10 protein-coding genes and 2 tRNA genes are annotated in these 12648 nt (G+C 47.7%); 10 read left to right on the forward strand and 2 right to left on the reverse strand.

Features of this window, described 5'->3' with window-relative positions; genetic code table 11:
- Window positions 1-5 precede the first annotated feature (5 nt).
- The 6 genes from MKJ04_RS15950 (at window position 6) to MKJ04_RS15975 (ending at window position 7062) form a co-directional block, all read left to right on the forward strand.
- Complete coding sequence (locus tag MKJ04_RS15950) at window positions 6-1064, forward strand: glycosyltransferase family 4 protein (RefSeq protein ID WP_241642650.1); 1059 nt, start codon at window positions 6-8, stop codon at window positions 1062-1064.
- A 220-nt stretch (window positions 1065-1284) separates the two neighbouring features.
- The gene (asnB, locus tag MKJ04_RS15955; RefSeq protein ID WP_241642651.1) at window positions 1285-3168 is read left to right on the forward strand and encodes an asparagine synthase (glutamine-hydrolyzing); all 1884 of its coding nucleotides are present in this window, start codon (window positions 1285-1287) and stop codon (window positions 3166-3168) included.
- Window positions 3152-4309: a glycosyltransferase gene (locus tag MKJ04_RS15960; RefSeq protein WP_241642652.1), complete on the forward strand. Its 1158-nt coding sequence runs from the start codon at window positions 3152-3154 to the stop codon at window positions 4307-4309. Before asnB ends, MKJ04_RS15960 begins: the two co-directional genes overlap by 17 nt.
- Window positions 4306-4872, forward strand: coding sequence for a WcaF family extracellular polysaccharide biosynthesis acetyltransferase (locus MKJ04_RS15965; RefSeq protein ID WP_241642653.1), 567 nt, complete (start codon window positions 4306-4308; stop codon window positions 4870-4872). The genes MKJ04_RS15960 and MKJ04_RS15965 overlap by 4 nt, the downstream gene beginning before the upstream one ends.
- A gap of 46 nt (window positions 4873-4918) precedes the next feature.
- Window positions 4919-5662 (forward strand): glycosyltransferase family 2 protein, encoded by a 744-nt coding sequence (locus MKJ04_RS15970; RefSeq protein WP_241642654.1) that lies wholly within the window; start codon window positions 4919-4921, stop codon window positions 5660-5662.
- Between the two features lie 77 nt (window positions 5663-5739).
- Window positions 5740-7062 carry a nucleotide sugar dehydrogenase gene (locus tag MKJ04_RS15975; RefSeq protein ID WP_241642655.1) on the forward strand — a complete coding sequence of 441 codons (1323 nt, stop codon included), beginning with the start codon at window positions 5740-5742 and terminating at the stop codon, window positions 7060-7062.
- A 668-nt stretch (window positions 7063-7730) separates the two neighbouring features.
- Here MKJ04_RS15975 and MKJ04_RS15980 read toward each other — a convergent pair.
- A tRNA-Asp gene (locus tag MKJ04_RS15980) sits at window positions 7731-7804 on the reverse strand.
- A gap of 58 nt (window positions 7805-7862) precedes the next feature.
- Window positions 7863-7936 (reverse strand) — tRNA-Asp (locus MKJ04_RS15985).
- A 221-nt stretch (window positions 7937-8157) separates the two neighbouring features.
- On the opposite strand from MKJ04_RS15985, the gene MKJ04_RS15990 reads away from it, so the two are divergent.
- The 4 genes from MKJ04_RS15990 (at window position 8158) to MKJ04_RS16005 (ending at window position 12378) form a co-directional block, all read left to right on the forward strand.
- Complete coding sequence (locus MKJ04_RS15990; protein ID WP_241642656.1) at window positions 8158-9108, forward strand: acetyl-CoA carboxylase carboxyltransferase subunit alpha; 951 nt, start codon at window positions 8158-8160, stop codon at window positions 9106-9108.
- Between the two features lie 687 nt (window positions 9109-9795).
- A complete protein-coding gene (locus MKJ04_RS15995) occupies window positions 9796-10638 on the forward strand; it encodes an MBL fold metallo-hydrolase (RefSeq protein WP_241642657.1) in 843 nt (280 codons plus the stop codon).
- Between the two features lies 1 nt (window position 10639).
- Window positions 10640-11404, forward strand: a complete 765-nt coding sequence (locus MKJ04_RS16000; protein WP_241642658.1) for a patatin-like phospholipase family protein — start codon at window positions 10640-10642, stop codon at window positions 11402-11404.
- 419 nt (window positions 11405-11823) lie between these two features.
- Window positions 11824-12378, forward strand: coding sequence for a 1-acyl-sn-glycerol-3-phosphate acyltransferase (locus tag MKJ04_RS16005; RefSeq protein WP_241642659.1), 555 nt, complete (start codon window positions 11824-11826; stop codon window positions 12376-12378).
- Window positions 12379-12648: the final 270 nt, after the last annotated feature.

A 12648-nucleotide genomic window follows, 5' to 3' on the forward strand; every position in this document is an offset into this window, starting at 1 on the left:
ATTTTATGAATTTTAAAATACTCTTTCTCTATTCCGAAATCGCTGATTACTTTCTTTCCTGCTTAAAAGCTTTGGTTCAGGAACATCGGGTGGAAGTGCATTTGGTACGATGGCCTGTCCACAAAGAAGCGCCCTTTCAATTTTCAATTCCCGATGGCGTGCAGGTTCATGAGAAGCAGGACTATAACCGGCAACAACTAATAACCTTAGCTCGGAAATTTGGACCGGATCTTATTTTTTGTACTGGTTGGATGGACAAGGATTACCTTGCGGTAGTGCGTACATTTAAAAAAACGGTTCCGGTAGTAGTAGGAATAGACAACCCTTGGATGGGATCGATGAAACAGCAGGTTGCCCGCCTTTTGGCTCCGTTTACACTTCAACGGCTATTCACCCACGCGTTTGTTGCTGGTTCTCCACAGGAGCGGTATGCGTTGAAGCTCGGCTTTAAAACGGATCATGTTTTACTAGGCTACTACTCCGCGGATGTAGCCCGTTTCCAAACAGCTTACCATGCAGCCAGACCTGCTAAGGAAAAACTCTTTCCGAAGAGGATTATTTATGTTGGGCGGTATATCCCTCACAAGGGCATTCAGGATCTTTGGAAGGCATTTATAGAGTTGCAAAAGGAACAGCCGAATGAGTGGGAACTGTGGTGCTTAGGTACAGGACCACTGGAAGAAAATGCTGCTCAGCACCCCAAGCTAAAACATTTTGGTTTTGTGCAGCCCCAGCAAATGCTGGAGTTCATTAGCCAGACAGGCGTTTTTGTATTACCTTCGCACTTCGAGCCGTGGGGAGTAGTGGTACATGAATTTGCCGCCGCTGGTTATCCTTTACTATGCAGTGATAAGATTGGTGCAGCAACGGCTTTCTTGCAAATTCTGGGAAATGGTTACTCGTTTGAGGCAGGGGATGTAGGTGGTTTAAAGGAAGTGCTAAGGAAAGTCTATAGTCTTTCGGATCATGAATTGCTTCATATGGGAGACAAAAGTGTGGAGCTCGCTTTGCATAATACGCCATCTATATGGGCAGCTAAATTGATGGGGCTGGTGCAGGAATAGTAATTATTAAATAGTTAGTAACAGAATAAACTTGAAAAATATCAAAGTGTCCAGGGGCTTTGGAATTTACGAGACACTCACAGGTTTTGCAAACGCTGTGAGGTCTGGTCGTTTGGTACGGATGACTTGTGGCTAAATTATTTAAATTTTGTTATATAAAACACAGCATGTTGCGGCACAAGAATAATACCCCTACGTTCTGATTTAAAACTAAAATAATATGTGTGGCATTAGTGGCATTATAGGAATCACCTCACCTGACGAGGCAGCTAAATTTTTAGACGCCATGAATGAGGCAATCGCACACAGGGGGCCTGATGACTGTGGTAGCTTTGTAGTACCGGGTGTTGCCTTAGGCCAACGCAGGCTTTCTATTATAGATCTATCCTGTGCCGGTCACCAGCCCATGCTGAGCGCTGATAACAACCTTGTGCTGGTGTTCAATGGCGAAATATACAACTATAGAGAACTGAAGCAGGAGCTTTTAGATTACCCTTTCCAGACCCAAACAGACACGGAAGTCATATTAGCTTCCTGGGAGAAATGGGGGCGTGAGTGTGTACATCGTTTCAACGGCATGTTCGCTTTCGTTATATGGGATAAAGCTAAAAATGAAGTTTTCCTATTCCGAGACCGACTTGGCATTAAGCCATTGTATTATTTTCAAAAGGAATATCGCTTGCTTTTCTGTTCCGAAGTACGTGGACTACTTTCAAGCGGACTGGTGCCGCGTAAGCTAAATAAAGTCGCTTTGACGGATTACTTGCGCTATCAAGCAGTACATGCCCCAGATACCATGGTACAGGGGGTCAAGATGCTGATGCCGGGCCATTACCTGCATATCCAGAACGGACACGTGAAAATGGATAAATACTGGTCTCCTGAGCAGAATTACAGCAAGCGAGCCGAAACGCAATCCTATGAGCAGGTAAAGCAGGAGGTACAGGATCTGTTGCGCAATGCAGTATCACGTAGGTTGGTATCTGATGTGCCTTTTGGTGCTTTCCTATCTGGTGGAATTGATTCCAGTGCAGTCGTTGGCCTTATGAGTCAGGTATCCTCGCATCAAGTGAAAACGTTTGCCGTTACGTTTGAAGAAGAGGCCTACAGTGAAGCAAAGTATGCGGCGGCAATCGCGAAAAAATTCAATACCGATCATACCGAAATCAAGCTTTCCCCGGATGATTTTCTGCATCTGATTCCGGCTGCGTTGCAGGCCATGGACCACCCTAGCGGAGACGGACCTAATACGTATGTCGTTTCGAAAGTAACGAAAGAGTCTGGTATCACTATGGCACTGTCCGGTTTGGGGGGCGACGAACTGTTTGCCGGATATGATGTGTTTAAGCGCATGAAGACGCTGCACCAGTATCAGGCTCTCACGAAAATACCGCTTGCGCTTCGCCGACTGGCGGGTAGGTCACTCAAAGTGTTGAAGCCATCCATTGCATCAAATAAAATCAATGAACTGCTTAACCTTCCCTCTTGGCAATTGAGTGATGTGTTTCCCATAACACGACAGGTGCTATCAGACGAGTACTTGACGCAGTTGTCGAAACGGCCTGCTCTCGAAAGCAACCGTGTACAGCATATAATAGAATCCAGCCAGACAATGCAGGTACAAAATAGGGATGTGCTGCCTGTGCTTAGTCAAGTGTCGGTAGCGGAAATAGGCACCTATATGCAAAATACTTTACTCCGTGATACCGACCAGATGAGTATGGCACATGCCTTGGAAGTACGAGTTCCATTCCTGGATTACGAGCTGGTGGAATATGTTTTGGGAGTTCCGGATAAGTTTAAATATCCTACTTCACCAAAGAAACTATTGACAGATGCTCTAGGAGAACTTTTGCCTATGGATATTATTAACAGACCCAAAATGGGTTTTATACTGCCCTACCAGGATTGGCTCAAAAATGAGCTATTCGATTTTGCAGATGAAAAAATCAAAAACTTGGGTAAGCGGGATGTACTTAATGCAGCTGTTTTGCAAAGTCTTTGGAAGCGTTTTTTGGCAGGAGACCCTTCCGTAACATGGTCTCGGGTGTGGTACCTAATTGTATTGGAAAATTGGTTAGAACAGCATGGGATTGAAGCCTGAAGTATTAGTTTTTATTGACTGGTATTTGCCCGGATATAAAGCTGGAGGCCCCATTAAATCTGTGGCGAATATTGTGGGTAGCTTAAATCATGAGGTGTCATTTAATATTGTGACCAGTGACACTGACTTTGGAGAAGCAGCACCTTATGCACAGGTTAGGCCGAATGTATGGGAGAATAAAGGCGTTTATAGGGTGATCTACTTGGATGCCGAACATCAAAAGGTTGGGTTTATCAAGCAACTACTACAAGAAAAGAGGTATGATTTAATTTATTTCAATAGCCTTTTTTCATTTAAATTTACCTTACTGCCTCTATATTTACTCAAATTCAGTTCTACCGCTTCTCACATTGTTGTAGCGCCACGTGGGATGCTTGGAAAGGGTGCTCTTCAACTGAAAAAGAGGAAGAAGCAAATTTTCCTGTCTGTTGCCAAAGGATTGGGATTATTTAAAGAGGTTACCTGGCATGCGTCCACAGAGATGGAGGCTGCAGAAATACGATCCATGTTTGGTAAGAATGCTGCCGTAAAGGTGGCGACCAACATCGCCTCGTTGGCTTTAGGAAAAATTTCATCCACAAGGGTAAAAACTCCTGAGAATACGGCTTTCTTTTTTTTGTCACGCATATCGCAGAAGAAAAACCTACTGAATGCGTTGATATTGCTCTCCAAAATTTCTGTTTGCAATGCATTCAAGTTTCATATCATCGGGCCTGTGGAGGATGAGAGGTATTGGCAGCAATGTCAGGAGGTCATAGCCGCGCTGCCGCCTCATATACAAGTGGTGTATGAGGGAGCGATACCTAATCCTGAACTACCAGCACTTCTGCAGCAATATCATTTTCTTTTCTTGCCCACATTTAGCGAAAATTACGGTCATGTGGTGGTGGAAGCATGGGCAAATGGCTGCCCCGTAATCTTAAGTGACCAAACGCCTTGGCAAAGTTTAGAAACTGAAGGAGTGGGTTGGGACATTGCATTGTCTGACGAGCAAAGATTTTTAGAGGTTTTGGCTCATTGTATAAAAATGACTGATAATGAATATGCTAAAATGAGTCAGAAGACTCAGATTTATATGAATCAAAGAGTTGTGACGGATGACATCATTCAGCAGAATCGCCGTTTATTTTTACAACAATGATAGCAGAACAATCCAAAAAAGTCACACTTGCTACGTACAACAACGACTGGTATAACCCGGGTGCAGGCGTGGTAAAACGAACGCTCTGGTTTTTCGTGAATGCCCTGTTTTTCATTAACCCATTAAATCCAGTAAGCGCTTTGAAAGTGCTGCTGCTGCGTCTGTTCGGTGCCAAGATCGGGGACGGTGTGGTCATCAAGCCCGCCGTGAACATCAAATATCCCTGGCTGCTGGAGGTTGGCAACCATGTGTGGATAGGCGAGAAGGTATGGATTGACAACCTGACCACGGTGCAGATTCAGGATAATGCCTCTGTTTCGCAGGGGGCCATGCTGCTTACCGGAAGCCACGATTATAAAAAGCAGACGTTTGATCTGCTCGTGGGGAAAATAATTTTGGAGGAGGGAGCCTGGGTAGGTGCCAAGGCCATTGTTTGCCCAAATGTGGTTTGCGGGGCCCATAGTGTGTTGGCGGCAGGTTCTGTGGCCACTTCAAACCTCGACCCAAACACCATCTACCAGGGAAACCCTGCCATACCCAAGCGCAAGAGAACCATCCTGTAACCGATTTTCTTTGTAATTTACCGTTCGCTTACTCAAACATCCTCCAGTGAAAGTCTCTATCATCACCATTGTATACAACAACCGACAAACCATCGCGGACGCAATTGATTCTGTGCTGAATCAAACGTACCCGAACATCGAATACATCGTGATCGACGGTAAATCCACGGATGGCACAGTGGAGGTCGTGAAAAGTTACGGCAGCAAAATCACTACGTTTATCTCTGAGAAAGACAACGGCCTGTATGATGCCATCAACAAAGGGATCAGTCATGCCACGGGTGATGTAGTGGGGCTGCTGCACTCCGACGATATATTTAACTCTACATCGGCGATACAGGCTGTTGCTGAGGCATTTATCAAGCAAAAATCGGACAGTGTATATGCTGATCTTGTGTATGTGAACCGGGCTGACCCGAATAAGGTAATCCGCAACTGGAAATCAGGTATATATAAAAAAAACAATTTTTTATATGGTTGGATGCCCCCTCATCCAACTTTTTACGTAAAGCGGGAAGTTTACAAGCAGTTGGGGCTTTACAATACCACCTTCAAAAGCGCGGCAGATTACGAGCTGATGCTGCGGTATCTTTTTAAAGAAGGCATCAGCACGGCCTATCTCCCGCAGGTGCTTGTCCGGATGCGGGTAGGGGGGAAGAGTAACGTGACGTTGCGCAACCGCTGGCGAGCCAATAAGGAAGACAGCAGGGCCTGGCAGGTGAATGGACTGAAGCCCTATTATTATACCCGCTACCTGAAGCCGCTACGCAAGTTAGTGCAGTTTCTGTAGCAGTGATTTTCTTACGGAATAAATTTTTCAATTCGATCTATATATACTAATTTGCCCTTTAAGGTATAAAGCAAAAAATGAACAAAAACGGAAAGAGTGCCCCCGTCGAAAATGCCCGTATCGCCATCATTGGGTTGGGTTATGTTGGTCTTCCCCTGGCAATTGAGTTCGGCAAGAAGTACGACGTGCTTGGGTTTGACATCAACCAGTCGCGGGTAAACGAACTGAGCGAAGGTAGAGACCGCACGCAAGAGGCGAGCATCAGCGACCTTCAGCATGTAATGAACCTCAAAAACGAAACGGATAAGCAGGGTATAGGCCTCCGGTTTTCTGCACAGGTGGAGGAGCTCAAGGCTTATAACACCTATATCGTAACTGTTCCAACACCTATTGATCAGTTTAAGGCCCCGGATCTACGCCCTCTCCTGATGGCTTCCGAAATGCTGGGTGCTGTGCTTAAATCCGGGGATGTCGTGATATATGAGTCTACTGTGTACCCTGGCTGTACAGAAGAAGACTGCGTGCCGGTGTTGGAGCGACTGTCTGGACTGCAGTTTAACAAAGATTTCTTCGCGGGATATTCTCCGGAGCGCATCAACCCGGGTGACAAGATCAATACCCTTACCAAGATCAAGAAAGTAACCAGCGGTTCGACGCCAGCCATCGCCTCGCGCGTGGATGACTTGTATCGCTCTATCATAGATGCCGGCACGCACAAGGCGCCGAACATCAAGGTGGCAGAGGCTTCCAAAGCCATCGAGAATGCCCAGCGCGACGTGAACATTTCTTTTGTGAATGAACTGGCGCTGATCTTTGATAAAATTGGCATCGACACAAACGATGTGATCGAGGCGGCAGGCACCAAATGGAACTTCCTGAAGTATAAGCCAGGCTTGGTTGGTGGGCATTGCATCGGTGTGGATCCATATTATCTGGCGCATAAAGCCGAGTCGCTGGGCTACCACCCGGAGGTTATCCTCTCTGGTCGCCGAGTGAACGACAACATGGGCCAGTTTGTGGCCGATAAGGTTGTGAAGCTGATGATCAATAAGGATTACAAGATTAAAGGCTCCAGAGCGCTGATTATGGGCTTCACGTTTAAGGAAAACTGCCCGGATGTGCGCAACACCCGCGTCGTGGACATTTACCACGAGCTGACGCAGTTCGGCATCAAGGTGGATATCTATGATCCTTGGGCGGATGCAGCCGAGGTGGCCCATGAGTACAACCTGGAAATCCAGAACGAGTTGGATGCGTCGGTGATGTATGACGCGATCATCGTGGCCGTGGCGCACAACGAGTTCCTGAATTTCGATTTCCAGAAGTTCAAGCAGAACAACGCCGTGATCTTCGACACCAAGGCTTGCCTGGACCGAAATCTGGTGGATGCTCGGTTGTAGGTAATAAGGGTTTTAAGCATACCACAACAGCCTGAGGAGAAATCTTCAGGCTGTTGTGTTTTATGAGCAGGTATAATCTGGGTTTGGGGTTGAAAGTACGAAGCTCAAGGGTTAAATTATACCGATATCAATTGATGAAGTTATACCGCCTTGTTTTTCAAGTAGTGCAATTCCCCTCGTGGGGGTAGGGGCCCTTTTGGGAGGCGTAGGGGTGGGGTTATTCTGCATAAAATTTTCCGCATCCGCAGAATCTATTTGATAACGGTATTAGATTCATTGCGAGGCACAAGCGGACGCTTGCGCCATAGAGAATCCCTCTCTTTCAGAGGTATGGAGTTAAGCAACAGTAAGCTCGCGTAGTTATACCTTTGTTTTGGGGTATAGGATCAGTAAAAGGGAAAAGGTCCGAGCTACAAGCTCGAACCAGCGGAAGGGCTATCTGAGTTCGATAAATTCATACCCTGCAGTTGGTTTTAGTGTACTCCAATTTATGCCTACACGGCATAATTCCCCTCTTGGGAAGGGCAGGGGTGGGTTTATTGTTTGTCTGCAGAAACAGCCTTGGTGCACAGTATCTAATGAAGTAAGGTATGCGCAGCTCGCGCGATCTGGAGGATTAAAAAAGGTATAAAACCAAAAAAGCCCGAAGATTTCTCTTCAGGCTTTCGCGGTCTGGACGAGACTCGAACTCGCGACCTCCGCCGTGACAGGGCGGCATTCTAACCAACTGAACTACCAGACCAATAAATTCAATAGAAAGAGCCTCTTGCTCTTTGATGCGTATACCGCAGTATAACCTGCGGTCTGGACGAGACTCGAACTCGCGACCTCCGCCGTGACAGGGCGGCATTCTAACCAACTGAACTACCAGACCGTTACTTTCTTCTCTAGCGCTGTTCGTTAGAGTGATGCAAATGTAGAGCGTTATTTTTGATTGTGCAAGCCCCTGTCCTCTTTTTGGGGCTATATTTTTAGCCGTGCCGCCTAAGCCATTCATTTACAACATAAAAAAAATTTGATGCAGCAGAAACTTTCAGGTTGTTGACCATCATACCCGGAATATATTAAATTTGTATCCTAAACAAGGAGGAACCCATGCTTTTAGATTTCGAACAGCCCATTGCTGCCCTGGAGGGCAAACTGAAGGAAATGAAAAAACTGGCCGAGGAAAGCCAGGTAGATGTTTCGGAGGCAGTAAAGGCTCTGGAAGATAAAATTAAGATCCTGAAGAAGGAAACGTACGCCAACCTCACCAGGTGGCAGCGCGTGCAGCTTTCGCGCCATCCGGAGCGCCCCTATACCCTGGATTATATCAACGGCATCACGGATACTTTCGTGGAGCTGCACGGCGACCGCACCGTGAAGGATGATAAGGCCATGGTGGGCGGTTTCGGCGAAGTAGACGGCCGCAGCATCATGTTTATAGGGCAGCAGAAAGGGCGCAACACCAAGCAAAGGCAAATGCGCAATTTCGGTATGGCCAACCCCGAAGGATACCGCAAAGCGCTCCGCCTTATGAAAATGGCCGAGAAATTCAATCGCCCGATTGTGACGCTGATTGACACCCCCGGCGCATTTCCGGGACTGGAGGCGGAAGAGCGCGGACAGGGAGAGGCGATTGCGCGCAACCTGAAGGAAATGTTTATGCTGAAGGTGCCTGTTATCTGTATTATTATTGGGGAGGGAGCCTCGGGCGGTGCCTTGGGTATAGCCATCGGCGACCGTGTGATGATGCTGGAAAACACCTGGTACTCCGTTATCTCTCCCGAATCCTGCTCGTCTATTCTCTGGCGCAGCTGGAACTATAAGGAGCAGGCAGCCGAGGCTCTGAAACTCACCGCCAACGACATGCTGCAGAACAAGCTGATCGATGGCATTATCAAAGAACCCCTTGGCGGCGCGCACCTGGCACCTGAGAAGATGATGCGCACACTCAAAAAGGAGATCGTAAAGCTGCTGGATGAACTGGAGCAATTGGACTCGGAAGAGCGCATTATGCAGCGTATTGAGAAATTCTCCCAAATGGGCGTTGTGATAGGGGGGTAGATGGAGTTAAAAGGTGAGGCTAGGACTAGCTTGTTCCGACTTAGTTTGAAACTCATCTTAATCAGACGTTAAGCAAAGGAGCAGCGCAGTTCGTAAAAGTCCCCCTTGGGGGTAGGGGTGTTAAGTTCTAAGAGTTGGTAGTGTGCCTTTACGTAAAGTTTCAAAACACCAAAATAACAATTCTCCCCTTGAGGGGAGTTAGAGGGGTGTTTACTCTTTGCGAAAAGTACTTTTTGCTGGCTTTACACCCCTGCGGTCCCCTCAAGGGGACAATTTTCATTAGAACTTAACGGCCCTACCTTCAAAGGGGGCAGGGGGATGAGAGGCGGACGGAAGCACCTTTCTGGCTCTTACTTGGTGGGATATAACTATTAAAATGTCTTACAGGTGATTGTCCGCAGGGAGTGTCATCCCCCTAACCCCCTTCAAAGGGGGACAGAAATAGAATTGCTTTATAGCGAAGTTACAATTTACTCATTTTTTTGCTGAACAGAACCAACCCCTAACCTTTCCGAGGAGGAGAATCTTCTTGTAAGGCCTACACTTCCCTCTGTTGAGGTATAAATCTTTTATGGGAGCGAATCGGTGAAATAATGTACATCGCAACTTGAGTTAATTACGTTCTGGTTACATCATGCGTCTTTATAAATTTCTACCTCGCTAAATTCCCAAATTTTAACTCACTATATGCAGCTACACGTAATCGATACCGGTTTTTTTAAGCTTGATGGTGGGGCCATGTTCGGCGTTGTGCCGAAGACGCTCTGGCAGCGCACTAATCCTGCCGACGAAAATAACCTGTGTACCTGGGCGATGCGCTGTCTGCTGATTGAGGATGGAGACCGGCTGATTTTGATAGACAACGGGATTGGCGACAAGCAGGATGCCAGGTTCCTTAGCCATTACTATCTGCACGGCGAGGCTTCGCTGCAAAAATCGCTAAAGGCAGCTGGTTTTGCGCCCGAAGACGTAACGGACATGTTTCTGACTCACCTGCACTTCGACCATTGCGGGGGCGGTGTACGGTATAAAAACGGCACCACACAGCCCGAACTGACTTTCCCGAATGCTACCTACTGGTCTAATGCGGCGCATTGGGAGTGGGCCACAAAGCCTAACGCTCGCGAAAAAGCCTCATTCCTGAAAGAGAACCTGCTGCCTATGCAGGAAAGCGGCTACCTGCAGTTTATCGATCCTGACAAGCCTTCGCCTTTTCCGCAATTCGAGATTTTTTATGCCAACGGTCACACTGATAAAATGATGGTGCCGCTCATACCGTATAAGGGGAGAACATTGGCCTACATGGCCGACCTGCTGCCTTCCGTAGGCCATATCCCGTTGCCCTTTGTGATGAGTTACGACACGCGCCCGCTCCTGACCTTAGACGAGAAGGCGGCTTTTCTTGCAAAGGCTGCGGAAGAACAGTATGTGCTGATGCTGGAGCACGATCCGGAACACGAATGCTGTACCGTTACCCAGACGGAAAAAGGCGTACGGCTCGCAGACACCTTCAAACTGGCGGCTCTTTAGTATGCGCGTCGGTATAGCATTGTCGGGTGGCGGAGCCCGGGGCATTGCCCATCTGGGTGTTTTGAAGGCCCTCGATGAGATGGGAATCCAGATTAGTATGATATCCGGGGTTAGCTCCGGGGCAATAGCTGGCGTGCTGTATGCCTCCGGGTTTACGCCGGACGAAATCCTGGTGATGATCAAAGAGCTCAGTGTCTTTAAGGTGATGCGGCCCGTGTTTGGCAGCGTGGGCCTGATGCACATGGAGGAGATCGAGAAGCTTTATAAGAAATACCTCGGCGAGCATGCCTGCTTTGAAGACCTCCGCATCCCGGTGGTAATCGGCACGACTGAGATGAACGAGGGGGTGAACATGTACTTTTCTACCGGAGAGCTCATCAAACCACTCTTGGCCAGCTCGGCAGTGCCGATCCTCTACAAACCCATTGAGTTTAACGGCAAGCTCCTGAACGACGGGGGGCTGCTCAATAACCTGCCGGTAGATCAACTCTACAACAACTGCGACATTAAAATAGGGGTACACGTGAACCCCATCAACCACCAGGCAAATATCACAAGCCTGCGGGGAATGGTGGAGCGCACAGTGCTGCTTGCCATCAACAACAACATCAAGCTGCGCCTCCCTTTCTGCGACCTTTTGCTGGAGCCACAGGAGCTGCGCTATTACCGCCTCACCAACTTCAGGAAGGCAGACGAGATCTTTCAGGTGGGGTATACCTACACCAAGCACATGCAACGCCATATCCTCAATTTAGTGAACAACTGATAGAGGCACGTGACCTATACCGTGTTTCCGGTAACATTTTCCTGATGCACATGCTTGAGCATGAAAACAGAAAGGTAGCCTGTGGCATCTCACTTAAGCCATGTTGCCTGTGTGGCTACACCGGAACTTCGTGCTTTTGGAGGCTACAAACACTGGCGCAAGCGTCCGCTTGTGCTGCTATTTGCGGCAGGTTGGATTGCATGTGAGGCACAAGCGGACGCTTGCGCCAGAGGGCGTGAAAATAAGCATGCTAGCTCTTCGAAGATGAGAACTATACCCGTTGCCTGGCTTTTGCGTTCAGACCTGTATCCTTCGCTGGAAAGCCCATACCCTAAAGCCAGGCTTGTAAAAGATAATAATTGTGCGTATTTATGTGGCTTGAATTGCGGCTGATTGCAGTCACATACACGCTACACTACATGTTTGCAAAACTCTTATCTAAAGCTATCTTTAAAGTATCTGGTTGGAAACTCGTTGGTAATTTATCACCCGACAACCGCCGCTGTGTAATGATCGCGGCACCTCATACCAGCAACTGGGATTTTATATATGCCCGCGCCGCCTTTTACCTGATGGATGCCCCAATTCGCATTACCATTAAGAAAGAGTTTTTCAGCTACCCCATTCTCGGTTCTCTTATCCGCAAGATGGGCGCCCTGCCCGTAGACCGATCTAAAAACACCAAGATGGTGGACGCCATGGTGCGCATCATTAAGGATACACCAGGCGACATGTGCGTGATGGTGACGCCGGAGGGGACACGCAAGTACCAGCCTCGCTGGCGCAAGGGCTTTTACCATGTGGCCTTAGGCGCTGGTGTACCCATCGTGCTCGGCTACCTCGACTATGCCAGGAAGGAAGCAGGCATCGGGCCCACCATATATCCCTCAGGAGACATAGACGCCGACCTGGAGGAAATTCATGCTTTTTACCGCACCAAAGTCGGCAAGTTCCCGGAGCAGGGGGTTAAATAGTTCCGAATTCCCAATTACGAGTTCCGAGTCGAATAAAATTATACATAAAGCGAAAAGCGGCTACACTTCGATGGTGTAGCCGCTTTTCGCTTTATGTATTCATGCTATGCGCAATTCCCAATTCGTAATTCGGAATTAATAATTCGTAATTACTCCCATTACCTTTAAAAAAGGGGACAGAAAATGGTTTTTTACTGTTGCGTTTTCAAAGGATATTTTATGGAAACCCAGTTGGCAAAGGTGCAGGCAAAAGGTCTGGATATGCAAGAG

The sequence above is a fragment of the Pontibacter sp. E15-1 genome, from assembly GCF_022601975.1.
In the GTDB taxonomy this organism is placed as follows: Bacteria; Bacteroidota; Bacteroidia; order Cytophagales; family Hymenobacteraceae; genus Pontibacter.